The sequence below is a fragment of the Pseudoalteromonas sp. HM-SA03 genome (assembly GCF_002289345.1).
Taxonomy (GTDB): domain Bacteria; phylum Pseudomonadota; class Gammaproteobacteria; order Enterobacterales; family Alteromonadaceae; genus Pseudoalteromonas.
This window is the reverse complement of record NZ_NSDG01000029.1, coordinates 39,127-65,477: the sequence shown is the minus strand read 5'-3', so window position 1 is coordinate 65,477 and position 26,351 is coordinate 39,127. Positions and strand designations below refer to the sequence as shown.

Below are 26,351 nucleotides of genomic sequence, written 5' to 3'. Positions count from 1 at the left end.
TTCCTTAACTTGCTAGTTTTTCTTTTGGCGGAAACTTAGGTTCAAATAACCCTAGCTCTTTTGCTTGTTCAACCAGCGACATGATATCCATTTTAGAGATCTCAAATAAGTCGTTGATTGAGTTAATTGTATAGTAAACAGGTTGCATAATGTCGATGCGATAAGGTGTACGTAACACATCTAACACTTTAAGCGGATTAATTTCTGGTTTGTCGGAGTAAACATATTGAGTCTCACCGGGGCTTGATAGCACACCGCCACCATAGATACGTAGACCTTGCTCGGTTTGCATCAAACCGAATTCGACGGTAAACCAGTATAAACGTGCAAGGTAGACGCGATCTTTCTTCTCAGCGGCATAGCCTAGCTGACCATACTTGTGTGTAAACTCGGCGAATGCTGGATTTGTTAGCATTGCACAGTGGCCAAAAATCTCATGGAAGATATCTGGTTCTTGCAAGTAATCAAATTCTTCTCTGGAGCGAATAAAGGTCGCTACAGGAAACTGTTTGTTGGCAAGTAATCGAAAGAACTCATCAAAATCAATCAGTGCCGGCACTGGTGCTACCTGCCAACCCGTTTCTTTCGCTAGTGCTTCGTTTAACTCACTTAGTTGTGGAATGCGGTCTTTTGGTAAGTTAATTTTCTCAAGGCCCGCCAAATATTCATCACAGGCTTTGCCTTCGATACACGCTAGCTGACGTGCAACTAACTCTGACCAAATTTGATTCTCTTCATCTGTCCAAGCAATAACGCCATTTTCATCTGGCTGCTTAGATACATATTTACTTGCTTTAGCCATTTTACATTCTCACTTACTTCACCCCGAGTTTATGATCTTGCAATTTCAATTGCCGTCCTGTTGATGGTTCGGAGCGCTTCAACTTGTGACTTTGATACTAAGTAAAAGTGAAGGAAAGTTTAATAGTGAGCACATTTATCACATTTCGCACAATAAGCACTTTCGTAAACTATAAAATACATACATGTAAAACTAAAATTACACACATAATAAAAAGGGGCTACACCCAACCCCTTTGTAAAAATTAACTTACAGCTATATTTTATCAAACGCCTGCTTAAGATCGTCAATAATGTCTTCTACGTCTTCAAGCCCCACTGAAATCCGAATTAGTCCATCAGAAATTCCCGCAGCTAACCTTTCCTCTTGTGTATAAGGAGAGTGTGTCATTGATGCTGGATGTTGAATGAGCGTTTCCGGATCACCTAGGCTTACCGCTAACGTACACAGCTCTGTCGCATTGATAAATTGTTCACCCTGTTCTAGCGAGCCATTGATTTCAAAAGCAATTACCCCACCAGCTCCTTTCATTTGTTCACCAAGAAATTGGTAACCAGGATGCGAAGGTAAACCAGGGTAGTAGACTTTGTTCACTTTAGGGTGTGCTTGTAGGACCTCTGCTACAGTTTGTGCGCTCTGACAGTGGCGTTGTACACGCAAAGCTAAGGTTTTCAATCCTCGATTGATTAACCAAGCATCATGCGGACTGATTGTAGCGCCAATGTCTTTTAACACGGTTAATTTGATAAGTTCTATGTGCTCTTTTGAACCGCACACGAGCCCAGCTACCACATCCCCATGACCATTTAGGTACTTGGTTGCGCTGTGCACAATAAGATCAGCACCATAATTAACAGGCTTTTGTAAAAGCGGTGTCATAAAGGTATTGTCAACGACAAACAAGAGCTCGTGCTGTTTAGCGATCTCCCCTAACATTTTCAGATCTAATACCGTCATGTTGGGGTTGATCGGCGTTTCGGCAAACAATAGTTTTGTATTTTCCTGTACCGCGTCACGTAACGCTTGCTCATCGGTTAAGTCAACGAATGACACCTCAATACCGAATTTAGGCAACATATGCGCAAATAGTGCGAAACTACAACCATACAATGCGCTTGATGCAATCATATGATCGCCTTGCTGCAAAAAGCTCAGCACCGATGCAGAAACGGCACCCATACCAGTGGCGGTCGCCGCAGCATCTTCCATTCCCTCGAGTCGAGCTACTTTTTCCTCTAGCTCTCGCGTCGTAGGGTTGCCTAAGCGAGTATAGATATAACCGGGCTCTTCACCAGCGAACCGTGCGGCTCCTTGCGCTGCGTCTTTAAAGTGGAATGTTGAGGTTTGATACAAAGGAGCGGTTAACGCCCCATGTGGGTCGTCAAAATGATTGGGTCCGTGAATACACTGACTGTCATCTCTTAATTTTTTCATACTTGCCTGCTGATTTTATTATTGCCAACCAAATAAACATGGTAGTGAATTGATTAGCGTCGTTTTTGTGTAATAACCAATATGTAGGGTAGTTTAGAAAAATAGACAAGCATGCCAGATGGGGAGACGGCTAGTTCACTTATTGTGACTAGCCAGTTTTACTTAAAGAGGTGTATAAAATTGTTGCCGTTTAATCTTTTTTGCTACGCCTTAGTAGCACATCAACGACTGAGCTAATCGCACTTTTCAAAAAGCTTTGTTTGTGCTCCAAGCGTGGTAATGGTCGACAAAGTTCCATCGCCTTATAGCCCAAACGAGCTGTGAATATCCCAGCACTCAAGCCCTGTGCTGAACGGGTAGAAAGCTTGCCAAGTAATTCAGCCCCCACACTGGTCGCAGCAAGGTCGCTTACCAATTCACTTGCGCCAACAAACACCATTTGCTTCAACAACATTTTGTACAAGGTGATGCGGCTGCGATACGCTAATCGAATACCATAATGTTTGCTGATCTTTTCCACCAGCACGACTCCGCGCCACAGCACCGCCAGCATATCCACAAGTGCAAGTGGACTTAAAGCAACTAAGAGCGCCGATGTTGTTGCATGCTCCTGAATTAGCTTTTTAGCTTCAGCATCTTGGCCTCGGAGCAAAGTTTTTTCATATAAAGTGATGACTTCTTTGTCTGTGTGGTGAGGCTGTAACGCCTCTTCAAATGCGGCAACCTTTTGCTCTGGATGCGCTTTTAATAGTGGCCCAAGCCAAGCTCGCGCCTCGCCAATTTGGTCACTTTGTAATAAGCGCTGGGCATCATGCTTAATTTGCTGATGTTGTTTTAGCTTGCTAAGTGCGATGACTTCCGAAAATAAGAACTTAAATAGCGCAAGTAAACCAAGAGACAACACGGTGGTGTATAGACTAAACAGCAGAATATTTTGCTCATAGCTCTCTATCAAGGTCAGTGCTGCTTCCACAATGATAAGTATTAATAGCGCAAGCAAAAAGCACTGCTTAAACCCAAATCGCCAAGGCGATTCGTAGATACGTTCAATTTTCGGTAACTCGGGTTCAGGCACTGTATCAAGGTTCTCGCTCACAATCAGCTCATTGCCGAGAACTTTACCTTCTCCACCCAGTTGAGATTCATCTTGGCTTTCTGTGTCGATGTTTAAGCGCCTACCCGAACCTTGGTAAGATTTTGTCTGATCTGTCATCTTAATTTATCTCCAATTAAGAACTGCAAAGCATGATCAAGCCTGATATGCGATAAGTTTCCTTGCCTCGCGGGTAGCGGCTCAAACGCTAAAAACTCAAACCCATTTTGAGGCCAAGCCTGCGCTTTTGGAACGTGATCAGGCGGAGTTGGTGGCACATAATTAATAAACTGCTGCTCGCCGACTGGCTTGCCGTAAATACATTGCACATGTTGCGTCCCCTCTTTCACCGCCCTTGACTCAACACTTCTCACCGAAGAAAGAGACATCGTATCCACGGTTACCCCGTTGAAGCGAAGCTCATTGGCACTGTCCACCAGCATTTCATTTAACAACCTTGTCAAATTGGTCTGCTGCTCGTTCAAGACGCCATCACATTTGTTGGCGGCAAATAGCACCTTATCTATTTTTGGGTTAAATAAACGAGACAAAAAGCCACTTTTACCATGAGAAAACATGGCGAGGATCTGCTTTAACGCAACTTCTTGCTCTTTCAATGTGTCATAGCCATCACTTAAGCTACCCAATAAGTCAACTAACACGACTTGGCGGTCAAACTGACAAAAGTAATCTTTGTAAAAAGGTGCGACGACTTGCTTTTTGTAGGCTTCAAAACGCTCCACAAGCTGTTGATATTGTGAATGCTCGCTAATGTCGTTTGGGTGAATTTGTACCGGGAAAAACAGCAGTATTGGCGCTCCCTCGAGGTCACCCGGGATCAACGCTCGACCGGGTTGCAAGTTAGATAAACGAGTGTCCCGCTGCAACTGCGCTAAAAGCGCATGGTAACTTTGTGCAAGCGTTTTCAGCTTACTTTCATCCACCACTTCAGTCCCATCAAACTGCTCGAGTAGCTGTAAAAACGTTTGTGCAAATGGCTGATATTTAGGCTTATTTAATAATGCAAATTGCTGCTCACACCACTCGGGAAAAGTCATTTTAAGTAGCGGCAAGTCCATTAACCATTCACCTGGGTAATCGTATAGTTCAAGGTATAGTGTATGGGTTTGCGCTAAGTGCTGTTTGAGTCCACGTTCACTATGATACCTAAACGCCAGTGTTAAGGTGTTGATACGTTTGGTGGACGCAGGCCATGTTGGCGGCTCTTCCAACAAACAAGTTATCGCTTGCTGATAGTCAAAAGTTGGTACCGCCAGTGCCTTCTGCGGCTCAGGACGACACGCAACAAGACGACCTTCACTCACGACATCTAAAAACGGTAAGTTGTCGGTGCTCGTTTGGGTAGTCAGATGCTTGATAAGCGCCGTAATAAATGCGGTTTTTCCGCTGCCACTAAACCCGGTTACGGCAAGCTTTATATGCTTATCAAAAGAGCGGTGGAGCGTTTTTTTGGCTTGTTGTTTTAACTTATCTAAGGAAGATGGGGTTCGAAAGCGTGACGTAGTCATAAATAGAAAAGTGCCCCTTAAGAAAATGCCAAGGCGGCCTATACCGCCTATAGCTTGTCGATTTCTCTGCTAACTGTAAATTCAGGGGAAGTTACATAGCGTTCCATGTTCTGAATGCGACCATCAAGTCGTGATAATCTGTCCTTTAGGTCGTAAAGTGCCTGTCTTGGCGGCTCGCCTTTTTGCCACACCTTAAACTTCACCGATACTTTATCTTCATCTTTCGCATCAGACGAACGGTTTGGCGTCACTTCACGTTTATCTAAAATAAACCAGCATGCCACATACACCACGATAAATAATGGACCACCTGATAATAGCACGGCTGTGATGAATAAGATCCTAACAAGCCATAACTCCATGTTGAAGTAATCGCTAAGACCTGCGCATACCCCAGCTATCTTGCCGCGACTTGGGTCACGATATAGCTCTCGCTTTAGTCTACTCATAACTTGCGTCTCCATTGTGGTGACTCTTGGTCAAGTAAAGCTTCTAACGTTTCAACACGATCTGCCATTTTTTCTGCCTTGCTGGCTAATTCGATAAGCTGACGATGCTCGTGTTCACTTAACCCTTGGCTTACCTGCTTTTTGCTACGGTAGTGCAAAATCAACCAAAGTGGTGCCACGATGACCATAAAAATAATCAACGGAGCCATTAAAACTTCTGCGTCAAACATAATCTTCTCCTGCCTTCAACCTGGCTGTTATTATTGTAGATGGTTAGCACCTACCCTGACAGTAGGTGCGACTATTTTCACTTTTCAGCCATTTTCTTTTTCAGCTGTTCAAGCTCATCGTCAATCTTTTCGTTCTTTTGCAGATCAGCAATCTCATCCGCTAAAGATTTCTTACCTAAATCGTAAGATTCGATTTGCGACTCTAGGCCATCGATTTTGCTCTCATAACGTTCAAAGCGATTTAGGGCATCATCTACTTTACTGCTGTCTAGTGCCTTTTTCACCTCTAAACGAGATTCAGCTGAACGCTGGCGCAGAACAATCGCTTTTTGGCGCGCTTTTGCGTCGGCCAATTTATCTTGTAATGTACTGACTTCTTGCTGCAGCTTTTCAATGTGCGTGTCTACATGCTCTAGCTCTTTTTCAAGGGCTGCAACATCCTCCGCAGACTTTTGCTTTTCAAGTAAAGCAGCACGTGCTAAATCTTCACGTTCTTTACTTAGTGCAAGCTCTGCTTTGGTTTGCCAATCATCTACCTGTGCTTTTAGCTGATCTAGACGGCGTGTTAACTCCTTTTTCTCAGCGAGTGTTTTTGCTGAGGTCGATCTTACTTCGACTAGTGTATCTTCCATTTCTTGGATAATTAGGCGAACCATTTTTTCTGGATCTTCGGCTTTATCCAAAATAGCATTGATATTAGAATTCACTATGTCTGCAAAACGAGAAAAAATTCCCATAGTGGTTACCTCTTTGGTTAATAGCTAAATTGCTTACTGTCTATGTATCAAATAGCTTGCCAACTTTAACAAATTTAAAAACACAATAAAATCATAAGGTTATTTTATTTTTAAAAAGCCTTTAGTTATCCCTTTTTTTGAAATACACTAGTTATTAGTAAAAACCACTAAGAGTTAGGCAATATGAGCCGTTTTCGCCAACAGGATAATTTATTAGGCCAATCTGACAGCTTTTTAGCTGTGCTAGACAAGGTTTCACAGCTCGCTCCTTTAGAAAAGCCCGTGCTTATTATTGGCGAGCGTGGCACAGGTAAAGAATTAATTGCGGCGCGCTTGCATTATCTCTCAGAGCGCTGGGATCAAGAATACGTCAAACTGAACTGCGCAGCCCTAAACGAAAACCTCTTAGAGAGTGAGTTATTTGGTCACGAGAGCGGTGCCTTTACCGGTGCGAGCAAGCGCCATGAAGGTCGATTTGAACGCGCTAACAGTGGCACACTGTTTTTGGATGAGTTAGCTAATACCTCTGCAATGGTGCAAGAAAAGCTCTTGCGTGTAATTGAATACGGTGAGTTCGAGCGAGTTGGCGGCAAGCAAACCATAAAAGTAGATACTCGACTGGTATGCGCTACCAATGAAGATCTCCCCACTCTTGCCGATGCTGGAGAGTTCAGACACGACTTATTGGACCGCCTCGCATTTGACGTCATCACTTTACCGCCTTTAAGAGCGAGAAAAGAAGACATCTTATTATTGGCCGAACATTTTGCGATAAATATGGCTCGGGATTTAGGATGGGAGTTATTTAGCGGCTTTACCCGCAAAGCCATCGAAAAGCTGCTTGATTACCCGTGGCCCGGTAATATTCGTGAGCTCAAAAATGTAGTTGAACGTAGTTTATATCGCCATGGCAACGACCAAATTCCGGTTCATGATATTGTGTTTGACCCCTTTGCTAGCCCATTTAGGCCGAGCCAACGGATCAAAGCACCAAATGCCCAGCCAACAACTGTAGCCACTCATAAAGTTGAGCCGTTGCCTGCGGCGCAACCGAGTAATGAACAACAGGCAGATCCAGCCCTCGAGTTCGACTTCCCTTGTGATTTAAAATCGCTTTCCAACGGCTATGAAATCACAATGCTGCAAAAAGCGCTTGAATTTAGTCAATTTAATCAAAAGAAAACTGCACAAAACCTTGGTTTGACGTATCATCAACTGAGAGGTTATTTGAAAAAATACAACCTACTGGACCAAAACCAAAAACAAGAGGCATAGTGGTGCGTAAATTGTTTTTTGGTGTGCTGTGTACCGCTTTATTTGGCTGTACAGATCAGGCGCCAAATAAAGTGAATGATAAGTCACAAGGCTTAGTATATTGTGCAGAAGCGAACCCTGTGTCATTTAATCCACAAGTGACCACAACAGGGTCTACGATTGATATTATTGCCAATCAGCTTTATGACACCTTGATCAGTATTGATCCTGAAAGCGGCGAATTCTTACCTGAGTTGGCAACGTCTTGGCAGGTCAGCGATGACGGTAAATCTTTCATTTTTACCCTGAGGGATGATGTCCAATTTCACGATACCCTCTACTTCACACCAACAAGAAAAATGAATGCCGATGATGTGGTATTCTCATTTAACCGTTTATTTGATGTTTACAATCCGTACCACTTTGTTGGTGATGCAAATTATCCTTATTTTCAAAGTATTGGACTCGACCAACTGATCCGCCAAGTAAAAAAAGTGGATGAACATACCGTTCGCTTTGAGCTGTTCAACGCGGAAAGTAGCTTTTTATCCAATATCGCCACAGACTTCGCTGTCATTCTTTCTAAAGAATATGCCGATCAGCTTATACAGCTTGAACATAAGCAAGATTTTGATCAAAAGCCCGTAGGCACCGGTCCGTATAAGTACCGTGAATTTTTACGTGATAACCTGATCCGATATTATCGCCATGAGCATTACTGGAAACACCCAGTATACATGGAACAATTGGTCTACGACATCACCACCAATGGCACTAGCCGCATCGCGAAAATGCTAACTAAAGAATGTGATATTACGGCGCATCCCAGTGCTACCCAGCTCACCGTGCTTGAGCAAAGAAAAGACATAGAAGTTGAGAAGGCCGCAAATCTGAATATAGGTTACTGGGCATTCAACACCGAAAAGCCACCATTTGATAATCCATTGGTCCGCAAAGCGCTGGCGCACAGCATAGATTTTGAAAAAATCATGCAAGCGGTATTTTACAACAATGGAATTTTAGCCCGCTCGATGCTTCCCCCTTCTTCATGGGCATTTGAAGCGCAGCAAAAAATGCCAACATATGACCCTGACAAAGCCAAAGAGTATTTGAAACAAGCGGGTCTTGAGGGTGGTTTTTCCATGACTTTATGGGCCATGCCGGTGTCGCGAATTTACAATCCTAACGCGCGGAAAATGGCAGAGCTTATTCAACGTGATTTACGTGATATTGGCGTCAATGCCAGAATAGTCGAGTACGAATGGAATACCTTTATTGAACGCGTAGGCCGCCATGAGCATGATAGCGTGTTATTAGGCTGGGCAGCAGATACACCTGATCCAGATAATTTCTTCAGCCCGTTATTGAGCTGCACTGCGACATTTAGCGGTAAAAACCCATCCAACTGGTGTAATCCGGAGTTTGACTTATTGCTCACTCAAGCGTTAGACACCAACGATATGGAAGAAAGAAAATACTATTATCAGCAAGCACAAAAAATGGTAATTGAGCAACTGCCTCTCGTTCCAATTGCTCACGGGCTAAGGTTCCAAGCAACTAGCTCTGATATCAAGGGCGTCTCACTACGTCCATTTGGTGGTATTTCGCTCGCTGAGGCAAGGAGAGACTAACATGTTCGCAAAATATGCTTATCGACGACTGAGCTTGCTTTGCTTTATGTTGTTTACCTTAACGATTTTTACTTTCGCCCTCAATTACCTGTTTCCAGGCGAGTTGATCACAAACTTCAGTGGCGAAGTCAACTCAAGTTATGCTCAAACGCAGGCGCTAGTAGAAAAATACCGTATTGAAGAAAATATCTTTGTGCAATATGGCGCGTTTATGGCTCGTATGTTTGAAGGCGATTGGGGTTTATCTTTGTCGTCGGGGCAGCCCGTGCTTTCTCATGTGAAACATCTATTTCCAGCAACGCTTGAGCTGTGTTTATATGCTTTAACGGTTGCTGTCGTGATTGGTGTACCAAGTGGAGTAATAGCCAGCGCTTATCATAAAAAGTGGCCAGATAAGCTCATTAACTCATTAAGCTTGATGGGGTTTTCCATTCCAGTTTTTTGGTTAGCCCTGCTGCTCATTATGGCATTTTGTCTGGGCCTTGGGCTTTTCCCCATGTCCGGTAGAATTGGCTTACTTTATGAAATACAGCCCGTTACTCATTTTATTCTGATTGATATTTACCTTGAAGGTTTTCCCTATGGTGGTGCCGCATTTTGGGATGCACTTCATCATTTAGCGCTGCCAACCGTTGTGCTGGCTATGTACCCAACGACAGTTTTGATCCGCTTTACTCGCGACTCTATGCTCGAAGTCCTCGACCAGAACTATATTAAAACAGCTAGAGCAAAAGGCCTTAATCGCAGCCAGCTTATCATCCATCACGCGCTGAGAAATGCGCTGCTACCAGTGATAAAGCAAATTGGTCTCCAATTTAGTACACTCATCACACTTGCGATGATCACTGAGGTGATATTCTCTTGGCCTGGGATCGGTCGATGGTTAATTGAAAGCATCTATCAACGTGATTTCCCCGCTATCCAAGGGGGACTACTCGCGGTGTCTTTCTTTGTTATCATTGCCAACATGTTGTCTGATTTTATTCACTCGATACTCGATCCGCTCGCAAGGAATCAGGCTCATGGCAAAGTTTAACTTATTTACCGAAGAGTCTAATCGCTCACCTTTATTTAGGTTATGGCGTAAATTCCGCTCAAACCACGTTGCGCTAGTGGGTTTGTGGCTGTTTGTTGCCCTGACGGTATTGGCTTTAACAGCGCCGCTGATCGCGCCCTATGGTGTTAACCAGCAGCATGCTGATGCACTGTTGCTACCACCTTCTTGGCATGACGATGGCGATGTGCGCTTTATACTCGGTACAGATGATTTAGGGCGAGACATCTTATCGCGCTTAATGAACGGAGCAACTTACACCTTTGGTTTATCTATCATTGCGGCCTTGGTTACCACAGCGCTCGGCGTCGTGCTTGGTACACTTGCTGGCGCCAGTCGAGGCTTAAAATCCAGCTTTCTTAATCACTTATTGGATATTACGCTCGCTATTCCTTCGTTACTGCTGGCCATTATCATCATTGCTATATTGGGGCCAGGTTTGATGAATACAGTGTGGGCGATTATCTTCGCGCTATTGCCACAATACATCCATTCGATTAGAAACCTAGTGGTCACTGAGCTGAGTAAAGACTATATCATCGCCTTTAAGCTTGATGGTGCAACACGCTGGAAACTGCTCGTCCGTGGCATACTGCCTAACATTTATGAGCATATCGTGGTGATTTTTACCATGGCGCTGTCGACTGCTATTTTGGATATTGCGGCACTTGGTTTTTTAAAGCTCGGTGCGCAGCCTCCATCTACTGAATGGGGTGCCATTCTACAAGAAAACTTAAGTTTAATTTATCTCGCGCCTTGGACTGTAGGCCTCCCAGGTGTATTACTCTTTTTGGCGGTACTATCCACCAACTTGGTTGGTGATGGGCTCCGAGAAGCGCTGAAACAACGTAAGGCAGATTAATGCAATTGCTAGACATTAAGAACCTCACCATTGAACTGCATACAGAAGACGGCGTTATTCGCGCAGTTGATAAGGTCAACCTTAGCCTTAAAGAAGGCGAAGTACATGCGCTTGTCGGTGAGTCAGGCTCTGGTAAAAGTCTAATCGCCAAAGCCATTGTGGGAGTACTCAATCAGCGCTGGACGGTAACCGCAGACCGCATGCACTGGCGTGGTGTCGACCTTATGCGTTTATCTTCAGAAAAGCGCAGAAAGCTTGTCAGCCAAGACATTGCGATGATTTACCAAGAGCCAAGTCGAAGCCTTGACCCAACCGCTACTATTTTCGACCAAGTCGCGGAATCTATTCCCGATAGCGTCTTAAAAGGTGGCTTTTTTGGTCGTAGAAAAGCGCGAAAAGAAAAGGTCCGAGCGCTATTGCACAAAGCTGGGATCCGAGACGATAAAAAGATCTGCAGCAGTTACCCACATGAGCTTTCCGAAGGGATGTGCCAAAAAATCATGATTGCGATGGCCATCGCCAGAAGCCCTAAACTACTTATTGCCGATGAGCCAACCACTGCACTTGAGAGCACCGCCCGCGCGCAAGTATTTCGATTGCTTAAGGCATTAAACCAGCTTAAAAATATGTCGATATTAATGATCTCACATGAGCTGGAAGAGATCTCCGACTGGTCTCATGCAATGCATGTGCTCTACTGCGGACAGATGGTTGAAGCAGGTCCTACTCAGGCTATTTTTAAACAGCCATTACATCCCTACACCCAGGCGCTGGTTAAGAGTTTACCTGACTTTGGTCAAGGGCTCGGCCATAAAGAAGCATTTTATGCCTTGAAAGGCACTATTCCCCCATTACAGCATTTACCCATAGGATGCCGCTTGGGACCTAGGTGTCCTCAGGCACAAAAAGAATGTGTCGTCACGCCAAGGCAAAGTCGCTCGCATGGTCATAGTTACGCTTGCCACTTTCCGTTAATTAAGGTGAAGCAAAAATGCAACCCGTCTTAAAAGTACAGTCTTTAAACAAGTCCTACACGTCTCGCCAAGGGCTATTCAGACGCCGCTCGTTGCAGGTACTCAGAGATGTGTCGTTTGCGCTTGCTCCCGGACAAACCCTCGCAATCATAGGAGAGACCGGCTCTGGCAAAAGTACGCTCGCCAAAGTACTTGCCGGTGCCGACATGGCCGACTCTGGACAAATATTACTGAATGGCCAAATTGTAGAAGACGCAGGTATTCGCAATCATGACTGCCGTACTATTCGCCTTATCTTTCAAGACCCAACTCGCTCGCTCAACCCGGGTCTCACCATTGGGGACATACTTGATGATTGTCTGCAATACAATACGGAACTCACTGAAGAGCAGCGCTATAAGAAAATCCGCATCACGCTCAGCCGCGTCGGGCTACTTGGCGAACACATAGACTACTATCCTCATATGTTTAGTGGCGGACAATTACAGCGAGTTGCCTTAGCGAGAGCCCTTATTTTAGACCCTAAAGTACTGGTATTAGATGAAGCGTTGTCATCATTAGACCCATCCGTACGCGCTCAGACCGTGAATCTGCTGTTGGAATTACAAGCAGCAACGGGACTTGCCTACGTGCTTATCACACATCATTTGAGTTTGGTTCGTCACATGAGTGATGAAATTTTGGTATTAAATCGCGGCAAAGTCGTCGAATATGGCGAAACCGAACGTGTGTTCAATACTCCAAAATCTAAAACCATGCAGAAGCTGCTGTCAGCTTAATTTCGCGACGGAATGAGAAATGGATTTTAGTGCCCATCTGTTATTTTTCTTCTCAGTTGTTGGAGTATTTAACGGCTTTATTCTCAGCGCCCTACTGCTAGTAAAATTTCAGGAGGTAAAGGCACTGCACTGGGTGTCGGTGCTCCTCATTTTACTCTGTATTCGAATTGGTAAATCAGTCCTTTTTTACTTTAACCCAGAGCTGGATAAAACGATTCTGCAAATAGGTTTGAGTGCCTACTTTTTGCTTGGTCCCTGCCTGCTCAATTTTGTACTTGCAAGCTACAGTAAAACCAAAAATCGTTATCTAACAGTACACTTTTTGGCATTAAGCGGTTTTATTATTGGATTTGGTATACTTATGCCCTATCAGCTTCACCCTGAAATTTGGCAAATGTGGGGTTACAAAGGCACATCCTATTTTTGGCTAGGTTATTTACTGATAAGTTCTTATACTTTTTATCGTCTAGCGACAGGCAAAAGCGCCAATGGCAACGCTGAGTTTCATCTACCTTTGGTTGTGATCTGCGGTTGCTGGCTCATTTGGGCCGCGTATTTCTTTTCATCATTCACTTCTTACATCACAGGAGCACTCACGTTCAGCTTTGTGCTCTATTTAAGCATCCTTTTCGCCCCCAAATTACTACGAAAACCAACTCCAAATGAAAAGAAATATGCCAATACGCACGTAAGCGACGATGAATACAATCAGCTCATAGCCAAACTTGAGTCGCTAATGTCAGAAAGCAAGCTATTTACTGAGCCGGATTTAACGCTACCCCGATTAGCCAAACGATTAGGCACGAGCCACAACAAATTATCGCAAATAGTAAATCGCCACTATCATTGTAACTTTAAACAATATCTCAATGGCTTGAGAGTTGAATATGCGAAACATTTGCTCAATAGTACCAACATGCCGTTGGAGCACCTTGCACTAGAGTGTGGTTTTAATTCTGCATCCACATTTTTTGCCGCATTTAAGAAGCTCACGGGGTACTCTCCAAATCACTTTAAGCACTCCGAGAACATACTCTCAGACTCCTAAAATATACTCTAGGTGACTGCTTTAATTAAATAAGTTTATGTTTCTTCTGAGTCAAAACAGGAGAAACTTATGACTCTATCAAAACTAGTACCATTGTTATTTTTACTATTTTTTCAAATCAGCAACGCTGTCGCTTTTGAGGGTGAGACCGCTAAAATTACCGCTGTATTAAACCACTACATCAGTGGCACCGCGAATAACCAGCCTGAAATGATAAGAAAAGCGTTTCATCCCGATGCGATGCTTATTTTAGAAAAGTCAGACCAAGCGATGTGGCAAGTCCCGCTGAAGGAGTATTTGAGTTGGTATAAAGGCTCGAAAAAAGACACTGGCAGGCTCGCCAAAATTCTATATATCAGCGTGAATGATCACCTTGCACAGGCCAAAATCCGTATTGATATATTGAAGTCAAACGTGCAGTACATCGATCACCTACTCCTAAAGAAAATAGCTGGCACATGGAAAATCATCAGTAAATCGGCGCAGCAAACCACGCTAACTTCCGAGCAAGTAACGAACTTAGGTCGCCGAGTACTCATTGTCGCATCAAGCAAGGCCTTTCACGGCGATAGTCAGCTGCCAGCTGGTACGAGCTTCGAAGAGCTACTCAGTGCCTATGACGTATTTACCCAAGCAGGACTAATTGTTGATTTTGTCAGCACACAAGGTGGCGCGCTAAACCTGAGCTATATAAATACTTCAAACGGTGAACATAAGAAGTACCTTTACCAACCTGACTATATGTATGCGCTCAGCAACACAATGCGCCCAGCTGAAGTCGACCCTAGCCAATATGCGGCAATCTATTATGTTGGCGGCAGCAATGCCATGTATGAAGTAGCGGAAAACCCTACTCTACAACATATAGCTATGCATATATATGAACAAAACCAAGGTGTTGTTGCCGCCGTATGCCATGGCACAGCTGGTATCGTCAATTTACGCTTGAAAAATGGCGAGTATCTCATCAAAGGAAAGCAAATCACCGGTTACCCTACTGCTTTTGAGAATCCAGATAGAGCCTACTTCAAGCATTTTCCTTTTCAAATTCAGCCTAAAGTGGAAGAACTTGGAGGGAGTTTTGAATATGGAGAGCGGAATGCGCCTTTTATCAAGGTAGATAGCCGCATAGTGACGGGGCAGAATTATCAGTCTTCGCAGGCTGTAGCAAGGACCGTTTTAACTCTATTTTGAATACCAGGGCGGCTATAATATTGACCGCCCAATTAAATCACCCTTTTCGTTAACCTTAGGTTTGGATAAGGAGTAAGCTAACTTATTGTTTTTAAAGTTCACCTTAATTTACACCCTTATCTAGCAAGAGAGTTTTAGAGGTAACATCGCTTCCGCGTCCTGCTAAAGCTGGCTGCTAGCAAGGCATTAATTATCCCCAGTTCAGATTAATTAGTCGTGTTACCCTTAAAGTTCATACACTCACTGGTATGACAAAACTTTAAACCTTTCGCACTTGCATAAGCCAATACATTTTCAAGATTTTCTGGAGTGATATACCACTCATTTCCAGTTTTGCCAATGACATGCGTTGCTAAATATAGCGTCTCACCACCTTTTAAGGTATCAATCGCATTCTGGATCTTGTCCAAATCAAAGCGATGAGAGTCCATAGATAGTCCCGTTGTGATCGGTCTATCACTGCGTTCACCTCTATAAATAACAGAAGACCAAGAAGCAAACTTACGTACATGAGTAAAATATTTCTTGATTTCACGATCAGTTTCTTTGGTATAAGCCCCGAATGGGTACGCATAAGATGTTACCGTCAAACCATCTTTTCTCATCGCGTCAAGCTGTGGTGTGATATCATCTGCAATCCACTTCTGAACACCATTTTCTTCGGAGTAAATCTTCGCATGACGGTGTATTACTCCATGATGACCGATTTCGTGACCTCGGTTTTCTATATCAGCCACTTTTGAATGATCAATAGTGGAGTAATGGCTAACATAATATGTAAATGTTGCGTTATATTTATCAAATAGATCAAGGTGATCATGGATAGAGTTTAATGCGCCACCATCGTCAAAAGAAATATTAATCTGTTTAGGCCAAACAGAGCTTTGATTATGATGGAAGTCCTCAATTGCCCCCTGGAGCGCGGCATACTCAAAGTGGCTCTCTGGTATCGTTAAAATCAGCTCGTCATATGCCCACTGATCCAGTTTACCATCTTCAAAAAATAAGCCCCGAAGCCCAACTTCCTTCAGTCTGTTCGGTGTGAGTAAAGATTTACTATCTAATTCAAAAAGCTCAACAACTTTGCATAATCGATGTTTGAGAGCCGTCAACTGTAATTCATCTTGTGTTGTATTAAAATATCCCTGAATTACAGATAGGTTTGCCGCGGTTACACATCCAAATTCAGCAACTTCAAAGTCTTTTAAAGCAAGAGAGGTAGTGCTTTCTGCTCCTTGTGCGCTCAGAATCCGCTTAATTACCTCTTCTTTTGTTTCTTTTGTGGGATTATTAGAATTAGCATTATCTGAATTTGAATCGTCGGTATTGGAATTATCTTTATCTGAGTTATCAGTATCCGAGGAGTTATCAGTATTAGTTCCATTATTGTCAGTTGAAGCATTATCTCCTTGACCTCCCTCTACAGGTAACTCTATAACAGTCTTACTATCACTGTTACATCCCGATATTGATAGCAATAGGGCTACAATCCATGCGCTATATCTATATTTCATAAAATTCCTATTCTAAGACACTTCGTTCCGAAAATAGAGCATGTTAAGTTGGGGAACAATACTTGTCAATATGAACAATGAAGAGTTTATTATTTTTAAATTAACCACTTAAAATACCAACATTCAACTCACCTTTTAATAAACCAAACTTAAGTTAACTTAACAAAAAAGCACCATAACGAGAGGCCAAAAATACAAAAAAGGCGCCGTGTTGGCGCCTTTCTTCGATCTAAAAACGATTATTGCTGCTCTGTGACCTGTAACTGTGGTCTTTTTACTTCAGACCTAGCTTCAAGTGCTGCTAGTAGCTCAAGATAGTTTTTGTTTGCGTAAGAAGCGGTGATTGACTGCTTCTGCTGTGGGTCAACCTTGCCATCAACTTCAGGCGTGGTGACTGACTTCAGTACCACAAATGCCGAATCGCCATTCCCAAGCTCCACAATTGCAGATTCTGTCTCTGCGACACCAGGTTGAGGCAATTTAAATGCTTCAGCTGCAATAGCTGGTGGCACGTCATAGCTACGACGCTTAAGCTCGGTCACGCTTTTCACTTCGATATTTTGTGCTTTAGCAATCTCAGCTAAAGTAGAACCACCTTGTAGTTGCTCAAATAGCGACTGTGCTTTCTCCGCAATTAATATCGACGCTTTTTCATTGCTCAACTGCGTTTTGATCTGTGCGCTTACTTCCTCAAGAGGCTTAGTCGTAGCCGCTTTATGCTCAGCAACACGAACTACCACGATATGCTCAGGTGCAACTTCCAACACTTCTGAGTTTACGCGGTCTTCTAGCAGCTCTGGCGTGAAGATAGTATTGCTTATCGCTGGTGAGTTCAGTGGCTCAGGAAGCGCATTACGGCTTANGCTCAGTTGATTTGATTTCAACGCCAGCGGCTTCAGCAGCGTCTTGTAGCGAGTCAGCCATTTCAAAAGCAAGTTCTGCTACACGGGTTTGCTTTTGATAAAACGCATCAATTTTGGCTGCTTTTTCCAGCTCTGCACGAAGGTCGTCTTTTACGTCTTCGAAAGATTGCGCCTGTTGGCGCTGAATGTCTGTTAGCTTGATAATGTGGAAACCAAACTCAGATTCAACTACTTCAGATACATCACCTACCGCGGCAAGCGCAAATGCAGCATCTTCAAACGCCGGATCCATCATGTCTCTTTCAATCCAATCTAGGTCACCGCCAAGCTCAGCACTCACCACGTCGTCAGATTTTTCTTCTGCAACAACGGCAAAATCAGCACCGTTATTCAATTCAGCCAAAATTTCATCTGCTTTTTGTTTAGCGGCTTCAGCATCTTCGCTTGCATCAACAAGAATGTGTGACACACGGCGCCTTTCAGGTTCAAGATATTGATTTTTTTGCTCTTCGTAATACGTTTTTAACGCTTCTTCAGTCACTGATTCTGCAGGCTCCAAATCTTCAGCTTTTAGCTCGATGTAGTTAATCGCCACTAATTCTGGAGCTTGGAACTGAGTTTGATTCAAGTCGTAGTAGTTTTGCACTTCTTCATCTGACACTGACACTTCATCTTTCACCAACTCTTTGCTTAATACCGCATAGTCGATAGCACGAGTCTGTTGCTGTAACGCAATGGATTGCTGGAGTTCATTTTTCAGTACAAAATCAGTGCCTGCAACCGCTGAGATTAACTGCGCACGAGTCATCTCGTCACGAAGATATTCACGGAAGCTATCTGGCTGGAAGTTCATTTGACGGATAACTTGTAGGTAACGGTCGTTACTGAATTCTCCACCAATTTGAAAATATGGCATTTCAACAATCGCTTTTTTAACCTGCTCATCGCTCACACGAAGACCAAGCTCTTTAGCTAGTTGGGTTTGTAATTCTTGTTGTACTAATTGGTCAACAACACCTTGGCGAATTTGCGCCATATAATTAGGATCGGCTGCAATCTGTGCAAAGTATTCACCAAACTGTTGCTCTAGTCGTGCACGTTCATTTGAGTAAGCACGAGAAAACTTAGTTTGTGAAATCTTTACTCCGTTCACTTCTGCGACAGGCTGCTCTGTGGTTTGACCTAGGTAACCACCGATCCCTGCTAACGCAAAAGATAAGATGACTAAACCTAATATGATTTTAGCCGCCGGGCCTTGCGAGCCTTCTCTGATCTTTTCAAGCATTTATTGTTTCTCTTATCTAAGTCAAAGCACCAAAGCACTTTGTGTTTGCTAGATTTGGGTTAAGCATTACACCAATCATACTAGTGATGGTATAAAAAAAGCGTATCTTAGCAGATACGCCTTTTATCTTGAAGCAGTTCGCGATGACTCTGCATCGCTTAATTCAAATTGAATTAGTTTACTGCGTCTTTAAGCGCTTTACCCGCTTTGAAAGATGGGATGTTAGCAGCTGCGATTTGAATAGTCTCACCTGTTTGTGGGTTACGACCAGAACGTGCAGCACGCTCGCGCACAGAGAAAGTACCAAAACCTACAAGTGCAACAGAGTCACCGTCTTTTAGTGCACCCGTTACAGACTCAATGAATGAATCTAGCGCACGACCAGCAGCCGCTTTAGAAATGTCAGCATCAGCTGCGATTTGATCGATTAATTGAGATTTATTCACAATATCATCCTCTTCCATAGTTATTGTCAAAAGTTACTTCTTACTGATAACTTTTGCTATTCATTTAGAGACATCACAGCGACTCTCTAATTCTCAAAATCTTTCTCAAGCCTAGTGATTACGGGGCTTCCGAACCAGTAGGCTTGAATACAGTGCCTAACTTAACACACCTTTTAGATTTGAAAAGCCTTTTCATTCAATTTTTTGGCTTTTTTCTTAGTTTTTTTGCGATTCCACACTAAAACTGTCTATTGGGTGCGCTAACGCCAGTGATAATACCTCATCAATCCATGACACTGCATGAATATCAAGCCCTTCAAGAACATTCTCAGGAATTTCTTTTAAGTCACGCTCGTTCTTTTTCGGTATCAAAACTCGTTTAATTCCACCACGGTGTGCTGCCAATAATTTCTCTTTCAGACCACCGATAGGCAGAACCTCACCACGCAAGGTAATTTCACCAGTCATCGCGACATCTGCACGCACGGGATTGCCAGTGAGGCTTGATACTAAGCCCGTTACCATCGCAATACCGGCACTCGGGCCGTCTTTTGGTGTTGCACCTTCTGGAACGTGGACATGAATATCACGTTTCTCGTAGAAATCGTCATTTATGCGTAGTTTGTCAGCACGGTTGCGCACAACCGTCATTGCCGCCTGAATTGACTCTTGCATCACATCGCCCAGCGAGCCGGTGTAAGCAAGTTTGCCTTTACCTGGAACTGCCGCACATTCGATAGTGAGTAAGTCACCCCCGACTTCCGTCCATGCAAGACCAGTAACTTGACCAACTCTATCGCCGTCTTCCGCCTTGCCGTAGTCGTGACGTTGTACACCTAAGAAGTCTTCAAGATTTTCTTGGTTAATCACAACTTGCTTAACATTTATATCTAGCAAGATGTTCTTAACTGCTTTTCGGCACAACTTAGATACTTCGCGCTCTAAATTACGTACACCCGCTTCACGCGTGTAGTAGCGGATAATGCCAATGATCGCGCTGTCTTCAATATTGATTTCAGACTCTTTTAATCCATTGCGTTTCACTTGCTTTGGAATTAAGTGCTGCTTGGCAATATTCAGCTTTTCATCCTCGGTGTAACCAGAAAGACGAATGACTTCCATACGGTCTAATAATGGACCTGGAATGTTAAAGCTATTAGAAGTCGCAACAAACATAACATCTGACAGATCGTAGTCCACTTCTAAATAGTGGTCTGCAAAGTTGCTATTTTGCTCTGGATCTAACACTTCTAGTAGAGCCGATGCAGGATCGCCACGCATATCCGATGACATTTTATCGATCTCATCCAACAAGAAAAGTGGGTTCTTTACGCCAACTTTCGACATGCTTTGGATCAGTTTACCCGGCATTGAGCCAATATAAGTTCGTCTGTGCCCGCGAATTTCAGCTTCGTCGCGCACACCACCGAGCGCCATACGTACGTACTTACGGCCAGTAGAACGCGCGATAGATTGACCTAAACTGGTTTTACCAACGCCTGGAGGGCCGACTAAGCATAAGATAGGACCTTTAAGCTTATTGGTGCGCTGCTGTACAGCTAGATATTCGATAATACGATCTTTCACCTTCTCAAGGCCATAGTGATCGGCATCGAGTATCTTTTGTGCACCAGCCAGGTCTTTTTTCACCTTTGAGCGCTTTTTCCAAGGCACATTGATCATCGTCTCAATGTACGAGCGCACAACCGTCGCTTCCGCAGACATAGGTGACATCATTTTTAGTTTGTTAAGCTCTGAAAGTGCTTTTTCTTCAGCTTCTTGCGGCATATTCGCTTCGCTAATACGCTTTTTCAGGGCTTCAAATTCGTCAGGTACATCATCCAGCTCACCAAGCTCTTTCTGAATAGCTTTCATTTGCTCATTCAGATAGTACTCACGTTGGGATTTCTCCATTTGCTTTTTAACGCGTGAGCGGATCTTTTTCTCTACTTGAAGTAAGTCGATCTCGCCTTCCATCAACGCCATCAAATACTCAAGACGCTCGGTCACATCGTTAATTTCTAGCACCTTTTGTTTTTCAGGTACTTTAATTGGCATATGAGCAGCCATCGTATCCGCTAAACGTGCAGCTTCATCGATACCCGATACTGACGTTAGTACCTCTGGTGGGATCTTTTTATTTAGCTTCACATAGCCTTCGAACTGGCTAATTGCGCTGCGAACTAATATATCCTGCTCTTGCTCATCCACATCCTGAGATGGAATATACTGAGCTTGCGCCAAGAAATACTCGTCTGTAATTAGAAACTCATCTATTTTTGCGCGTTGAGTACCCTCAACCAGCACTTTCACTGTGCCATCAGGTAGTTTGAGTAACTGTAGTACCGTTGCAATGGTACCAGTCTGATAGACATCATCAGTGCTTGGGTCATCAACTGAGGCGTCTTTTTGCGCAACTAAAAAGATTTGCTTGTCATTGTCCATCGCAGCTTCTAGGCATTTTATTGATTTTTCTCGGCCTACAAACAGCGGGATCACCATATGCGGATACACCACTACATCGCGTAGCGCTAGCACTGGAATTTCTACTCGATCCGTTCTTTCAAGCGTCATTATGTTCTCTTCGCACTTCAATTAATTTTGGGAATACTGAGCTATATGGGGATAACGCAGATAAAGTTCAATAGTTTATAGTAATCCGCATCAAGTAGAGATCAATTTAACGTATAAAAAGCTTAGTTTTGACACTCAATTTATCGTGGTGGAATGTATAAAAAACTCACCCTAAAACTTGTCTCATAGCAATTTGACTATATTGGTTTCTATCTGATGTGGACTAAGAAATAAAAAGGAGCGCTAGGCTCCTTTTTTCAATCTCATTCTGAGCTATTCAGACGCCACTTTTTCTTTACCGTTATTTTCGTAAATCATAATAGGGTCTGATTCGCCTTTGATCACCGTTTCATCAATGACGACTTTACTCACTTCTTCTAGTGAAGGAAGCTCATACATGGTATCAAGCAATACGCCTTCGACAATCGAACGCAGACCACGGGCACCCGTTTTACGCTCCATCGCTTTATGAGCAATCGCTCGTAGCGCATCTTCACGAAATTCAAGGTCAACACCTTCCATCTTAAATAGCGCCGCGTACTGCTTAGTGAGTGCATTTTTCGGCTCATTTAGGATTTCAATTAGTGCTTCTTCGTCCAGTTCAGTCAAAGTCGCAACTACAGGCAAACGACCAATAAATTCAGGAATTAGGCCGTACTTAACTAAATCTTCAGGCTCAACGTCTTTAAACGTTTCGCTTAACGAGCGCTCAGAGTCTTTAGATTTAACTTCAGCACCAAACCCAATTCCAGTATTTTTTGCACTGCGCTGCTCAATGACTTTATCCAGGCCTGCAAATGCACCACCACAGATAAACAAGATCTTAGAAGTATCAACTTGTAAAAATTCTTGTTGCGGGTGCTTTCTACCACCTTGTGGTGGAACAGATGCAACCGTACCTTCAATCAGTTTCAGTAATGCTTGTTGTACACCTTCACCTGACACATCACGGGTAATTGATGGATTGTCAGATTTTCTTGAAATTTTGTCGATTTCATCGATGTAAACGATACCACGCTGTGCTTTCTCAACGTCGTAATCACATTTTTGCAGAAGCTTTTGAATGATGTTTTCAACATCTTCACCCACATAACCGGCTTCGGTTAATGTCGTTGCATCTGCCATTGTGAATGGAACGTCAAGTAAACGTGCAAGCGTTTCCGCTAGAAGGGTTTTACCACTACCCGTTGGACCAATTAGTAGAATATTACTCTTGCCAAGTTCTACATCGCCTTTGCCGCCTTGGTTACGCAGGCGTTTATAGTGATTATAAACCGCAACAGACAAGACTTTTTTAGCGTGGTCTTGACCTATCACATAATCATCTAAGTGATTTCTGATCTCTTTTGGCACAGGTAATTTATCAGACGCGTCATGCTTAGGCGCAATATCTTTGATTTCTTCCCTAATGATGTCGTTACAAAGTTCAACGCACTCGTCACATATATAGACAGATGGACCGGCAATTAACTTACGAACTTCATGCTGGCTCTTACCGCAAAATGAGCAGTAGAGTAGCTTGCTATTCTTATCGCCGTCTGTTGGAGTGTCTGACATTCAGCTACCTCATTCAATTGCTGTTATCTCTAGATAACATCGTATTTCTTTTAACTATACCAAAGAAATTTGGCTTTGGCACAGTAGAAGCCGATGAATTCAACTCATCGGCTAATTCATAATCACTTAAGCTCTCGACGAGAGTGAACTGCATCGATCAGGCCATATTCTAACGCTTGATCTGCTGTCATAAAGTTATCACGGTCAGTATCACGCGCAACCACTTCATAAGGCTGACCTGTATGATCTGCCATTAAGCGATTCAACTTCTCTTTGATCGCCAAGATTTCGCGGGCATGAATTTCAAAATCAGAAGCCTGGCCTTGGAAACCACCTAAAGGTTGGTGGATCATCACACGCGAGTTCGGTAAGCAATAGCGTTTACCTTTAGCACCGCCAGATAGCAAAAATGCCCCCATACTCGCAGCTTGACCAACACAAACCGTACTAACGTCTGGCTTGATAAAATTCATCGTGTCGTAGATTGACATTCCAGCAGTCACAGAACCACCAGGCGAGTTGATATACAAGAATATATCTTTATCAGGACTTTCTGATTCCAAGAACAGCATCTGTGCCACAATTAGATTGGCCATATGGTCTTCGACTTGACCAGTTAAGAAAATAATACGGTCTTTTAGCAGTCGTGAGTAAATATCATAAGAACGCTCGCCTTTAGCCGTTTGCTCCACGACCATAGGTACTAACGCATTGATTGGATCGATCATACCATCATTCATGTTTTTCATTCCTTATTAGCACAGAATCTATTGCCTATTCTCAGCAACTTTAATGGACTTAGCGCGGTCCATGAAAATATTCTGTGATCGGTGTTTAGGCTAATACTTTTTTGAGCGAATTGAAACGAGTAGATATAACTGTAGCAGTAATACTCAACGAAACCTGACTCGTAAAATAGTATAGCTAATAAAATAAGCCATGCCTCAAGATATAAGTACTTAACGCTTCAATATCAAGGCTTAAAAACAAAAATGGCCCGAATTCTCTATTAGAGTAACTCGAGCCATTTAAACTTCAGCTTAGCTGTAAGTCAATGATTTCTTCAAAGACTTATTGAGCAGCCTGTGGATTCATGATGTCGTCGAATGACTTTTCAACATCAGAAACAGATGCAGCAGCAAGTACAGCTTCAACTGCTAGCTCTTCCATCGCAACGTTGCGCATTTGCTGCATTAGTTGATCGTTTGCTTTATAGTATGCCACTACTTCACTTGGATCTTCGTATGCAGAAGCAACTGTGTCGATTAATTCAGCAACTTTATCTTCATCAACTTTGATATCGTTTGCTTTGATCACTTCACCTAGTAGTAGGCCAGTTTTCACGCGAGTTACTGCTTGCTCGTGGAATAGCTCAGCAGGAAGCTCAGGCATGTTTTGAGCGTTGCCGCCAAAACGTTGTGCAGCTTGTTGACGAAGTGCATCGATTTCTTGGTCGATTAGTGCTTTTGGCACTTCAACTTCGTTAGTTTCTAGAAGACCTTTGATCGCTTGATCTTTCACGTTCGCTTTAACCGCTTGGTTTAGCTCACGCTCCATGTTCTTCTTAACTTCTTCTTTAAGTGCGTCAACGCCGCCTTCAGCAACACCAAACTTAGTTGCGAACTCGTCAGTTAGTTCAGGAAGCTCTTGAACTTCAACTTTCTTCACGGTGATAGTGAACTGAGCCGCTTTACCTTTTAGGTTTTCAGCGTGGTAATCTTCAGGGAAAGTTACGTCAGAAACAACTTCTTCACCTGCTTTTTTACCAACGATACCGTCTTCGAAACCTGGGATCATACGACCTTGACCAAGCTCTAGAGGGAAGTCTTCAGCTTTACCGCCTTCGAATTCTTCACCGTCGATTGTACCAACGAAATCAACCGTTACACGGTCTTTTTCGCCAGCTGCTGCATCACTCTCAGTCCAAGAAGCGTGTTGCTTACGAAGCGTTTCAAGCATGTTCGCTAGGTCTTCATCAGTGACAGAAACTGCTGGCTTCTCAACCGCGATTTTGTCTAGATCTTTAAGTTCAACTTCTGGGTATACTTCAAAAGTTGCATCGAATTCTAGATCTTTACCAGCTTCTAGTGACTTAGGAGCAAAAGATGGTGCGCCTGCTGGGTTGATTTTCTCAGCAATGATTGCTTCGATATAGTTACGCTGCATCAGATCGCCAGCAACTTCTTGACGTACAGCCGCGCCGTAACGCTTAGTGATGATTGACACTGGAACTTTACCAGGGCGGAAGCCATCGATACGCTGTGTTCTTGACAGTTGTTGTAGGCGTTTTTTAACTTCAGTCTCAACGTTCTCTGCAGGAACGGTGATGGTCAGACGGCGCTCAAGGCCTTGAGTCGTCTCAACAGAAACTTGCATGATTTACCTCAATCTTCATTTTTGGGCGACAAAGCGCCTTCCTTACTAACAAGACAACCATCATGCTTTTTATGGGCCTTCGGCTAAATTGCCAAACTCTCCGTTGCATGTGACGCTTGTTGCCTGCCCTACGGGCACTACGTTAATTAATAGACGCGGCATTATAACCTATTCAACGACGGAGTCGAGCAATCAGGTTAAATAATTAGGCATATTGGTGCTAATTGATTAAAAGTTAGTAAATTTGAAATAAATGACTGAGATACTAGAGAGNCGATGCAGGATTTGAACCTGCGACCCCTTGGACCCAAACCAAGTGCGCTACCAAGCTGCGCTAATCGCCGAACATATATATTTTGTAGNNATGCAGGATTTGAACCTGCGACCCCTTGGACCCAAACCAAGTGCGCTACCAAGCTGCGCTAATCGCCGACTAATTATTGGCATGTAGATGGGGCGACTGATGGGACTTGAACCCACGACAACCGGAATCACAATCCAGGGCTCTACCAACTGAGCTACAGCCGCCACTACATGTGGATTAAAATAAGATGGCGCACCCTGAAGGATTCGAACCTTCGACCGACGCCTTAGAAGGGCGTTGCTCTATCCAGCTGAGCTAAGGGCGCAAACTCGTAAACATCTTCATGCTACTTTCTTATTTTA

21 protein-coding genes, 3 tRNA genes and 1 pseudogene are annotated in these 26,351 nt (G+C 43.5%); 8 read left to right on the top strand and 17 right to left on the bottom strand.

The features are described from left to right. Positions 1 to 4: 4 nt before the first annotated feature. From phhA to pspA, 7 genes are all read right to left on the bottom strand, one after another. Positions 5 to 802, bottom strand: coding sequence for a phenylalanine 4-monooxygenase (gene phhA / locus CKO50_RS06070; protein WP_095727437.1), 798 nt, complete (start codon positions 800 to 802; stop codon positions 5 to 7). Positions 803 to 1,057: 255 nt separating this feature from the next. After that, a complete protein-coding gene (locus CKO50_RS06065; RefSeq protein WP_095727436.1) occupies positions 1,058 to 2,236 on the bottom strand; it encodes a PLP-dependent aspartate aminotransferase family protein in 1,179 nt (392 codons plus the stop codon). A 190-nt stretch (positions 2,237 to 2,426) separates the two neighbouring features. Continuing rightward, positions 2,427 to 3,449: a TIGR01620 family protein gene (locus CKO50_RS06060; RefSeq protein WP_095727435.1), complete on the bottom strand. Its 1,023-nt coding sequence runs from the start codon at positions 3,447 to 3,449 to the stop codon at positions 2,427 to 2,429. Next, on the bottom strand, positions 3,446 to 4,858 hold the full coding sequence (locus tag CKO50_RS06055) for a YcjX family protein (protein WP_095727434.1): 1,413 nt from the start codon (positions 4,856 to 4,858) through the stop codon (positions 3,446 to 3,448). Before CKO50_RS06055 ends, CKO50_RS06060 begins: the two co-directional genes overlap by 4 nt. A 47-nt stretch (positions 4,859 to 4,905) precedes the next feature. Next, positions 4,906 to 5,307: an envelope stress response membrane protein PspC gene (gene pspC / locus CKO50_RS06050; RefSeq protein ID WP_095727433.1), complete on the bottom strand. Its 402-nt coding sequence runs from the start codon at positions 5,305 to 5,307 to the stop codon at positions 4,906 to 4,908. Further along, positions 5,304 to 5,537 carry an envelope stress response membrane protein PspB gene (gene pspB / locus CKO50_RS06045; protein WP_010371190.1) on the bottom strand — a complete coding sequence of 78 codons (234 nt, stop codon included), beginning with the start codon at positions 5,535 to 5,537 and terminating at the stop codon, positions 5,304 to 5,306. The genes pspC and pspB overlap by 4 nt, the downstream gene beginning before the upstream one ends. A 77-nt stretch (positions 5,538 to 5,614) precedes the next feature. Next, on the bottom strand, positions 5,615 to 6,274 hold the full coding sequence (gene pspA / locus CKO50_RS06040) for a phage shock protein PspA (protein ID WP_010371188.1): 660 nt from the start codon (positions 6,272 to 6,274) through the stop codon (positions 5,615 to 5,617). Positions 6,275 to 6,457: 183 nt separating this feature from the next. Here pspA and pspF point away from each other — a divergent pair, with 183 nt between their 5' ends. The 8 genes from pspF to CKO50_RS06000 all read left to right on the top strand — a co-directional run bounded on the left by pspF (position 6,458) and on the right by CKO50_RS06000 (position 15,070). After that, complete coding sequence (pspF, locus tag CKO50_RS06035; protein ID WP_095727432.1) at positions 6,458 to 7,549, top strand: phage shock protein operon transcriptional activator; 1,092 nt, start codon at positions 6,458 to 6,460, stop codon at positions 7,547 to 7,549. Positions 7,550 to 7,575: 26 nt separating this feature from the next. Beyond that, positions 7,576 to 9,159 carry an ABC transporter substrate-binding protein gene (locus tag CKO50_RS06030; RefSeq protein WP_255229444.1) on the top strand — a complete coding sequence of 528 codons (1,584 nt, stop codon included), beginning with the start codon at positions 7,576 to 7,578 and terminating at the stop codon, positions 9,157 to 9,159. Between the two features lies 1 nt (position 9,160). After that, the gene (locus CKO50_RS06025; protein WP_045989989.1) at positions 9,161 to 10,195 is read left to right on the top strand and encodes an ABC transporter permease subunit; all 1,035 of its coding nucleotides are present in this window, start codon (positions 9,161 to 9,163) and stop codon (positions 10,193 to 10,195) included. Then, positions 10,182 to 11,075: an ABC transporter permease subunit gene (locus CKO50_RS06020; RefSeq protein WP_010371175.1), complete on the top strand. Its 894-nt coding sequence runs from the start codon at positions 10,182 to 10,184 to the stop codon at positions 11,073 to 11,075. The genes CKO50_RS06025 and CKO50_RS06020 overlap by 14 nt, the downstream gene beginning before the upstream one ends. Further along, on the top strand, positions 11,075 to 12,082 hold the full coding sequence (locus tag CKO50_RS06015; RefSeq protein ID WP_095727430.1) for an oligopeptide/dipeptide ABC transporter ATP-binding protein: 1,008 nt from the start codon (positions 11,075 to 11,077) through the stop codon (positions 12,080 to 12,082). Before CKO50_RS06020 ends, CKO50_RS06015 begins: the two co-directional genes overlap by 1 nt. Beyond that, positions 12,067 to 12,828 carry an ATP-binding cassette domain-containing protein gene (locus tag CKO50_RS06010; protein ID WP_095727429.1) on the top strand — a complete coding sequence of 254 codons (762 nt, stop codon included), beginning with the start codon at positions 12,067 to 12,069 and terminating at the stop codon, positions 12,826 to 12,828. Before CKO50_RS06015 ends, CKO50_RS06010 begins: the two co-directional genes overlap by 16 nt. Positions 12,829 to 12,847: 19 nt before the next feature. Further along, a complete protein-coding gene (locus tag CKO50_RS06005; RefSeq protein ID WP_095727428.1) occupies positions 12,848 to 13,876 on the top strand; it encodes an AraC family transcriptional regulator in 1,029 nt (342 codons plus the stop codon). A 69-nt stretch (positions 13,877 to 13,945) separates the two neighbouring features. After that, on the top strand, positions 13,946 to 15,070 hold the full coding sequence (locus CKO50_RS06000; RefSeq protein ID WP_095727427.1) for a nuclear transport factor 2 family protein: 1,125 nt from the start codon (positions 13,946 to 13,948) through the stop codon (positions 15,068 to 15,070). A gap of 206 nt (positions 15,071 to 15,276) precedes the next feature. On the opposite strand, the gene CKO50_RS05995 is transcribed toward CKO50_RS06000, so the two are convergent. From CKO50_RS05995 to CKO50_RS05945, 10 genes and pseudogenes are all read right to left on the bottom strand, one after another. Continuing rightward, positions 15,277 to 16,584, bottom strand: a complete 1,308-nt coding sequence (locus CKO50_RS05995) for a polysaccharide deacetylase family protein (RefSeq protein ID WP_095727426.1) — start codon at positions 16,582 to 16,584, stop codon at positions 15,277 to 15,279. 239 nt (positions 16,585 to 16,823) lie between these two features. Next, positions 16,824 to 18,732: pseudogene (locus tag CKO50_RS05990) on the bottom strand (SurA N-terminal domain-containing protein). 173 nt (positions 18,733 to 18,905) lie between these two features. Next, positions 18,906 to 19,178, bottom strand: a complete 273-nt coding sequence (hupB, locus tag CKO50_RS05985) for a nucleoid-associated protein HU-beta (RefSeq protein ID WP_010371157.1) — start codon at positions 19,176 to 19,178, stop codon at positions 18,906 to 18,908. A 216-nt stretch (positions 19,179 to 19,394) separates the two neighbouring features. Then, positions 19,395 to 21,752: an endopeptidase La gene (gene lon / locus CKO50_RS05980; protein WP_095727425.1), complete on the bottom strand. Its 2,358-nt coding sequence runs from the start codon at positions 21,750 to 21,752 to the stop codon at positions 19,395 to 19,397. A 273-nt stretch (positions 21,753 to 22,025) separates the two neighbouring features. Then, positions 22,026 to 23,309 carry an ATP-dependent protease ATP-binding subunit ClpX gene (gene clpX, locus CKO50_RS05975; RefSeq protein WP_095727424.1) on the bottom strand — a complete coding sequence of 428 codons (1,284 nt, stop codon included), beginning with the start codon at positions 23,307 to 23,309 and terminating at the stop codon, positions 22,026 to 22,028. Positions 23,310 to 23,431: 122 nt separating this feature from the next. Continuing rightward, positions 23,432 to 24,049, bottom strand: coding sequence for an ATP-dependent Clp endopeptidase proteolytic subunit ClpP (gene clpP, locus CKO50_RS05970; RefSeq protein WP_095727423.1), 618 nt, complete (start codon positions 24,047 to 24,049; stop codon positions 23,432 to 23,434). A gap of 331 nt (positions 24,050 to 24,380) precedes the next feature. Continuing rightward, positions 24,381 to 25,685, bottom strand: coding sequence for a trigger factor (gene tig, locus CKO50_RS05965; RefSeq protein WP_095727422.1), 1,305 nt, complete (start codon positions 25,683 to 25,685; stop codon positions 24,381 to 24,383). A gap of 270 nt (positions 25,686 to 25,955) precedes the next feature. Then, positions 25,956 to 26,029: transfer RNA gene (locus tag CKO50_RS05960), tRNA-Pro, on the bottom strand. A gap of 108 nt (positions 26,030 to 26,137) precedes the next feature. Next, positions 26,138 to 26,213: transfer RNA gene (locus tag CKO50_RS05950), tRNA-His, on the bottom strand. Between the two features lie 24 nt (positions 26,214 to 26,237). Then, positions 26,238 to 26,314, bottom strand: a tRNA-Arg gene (locus CKO50_RS05945). Between the last annotated feature and the right edge of the window lie 37 nt (positions 26,315 to 26,351).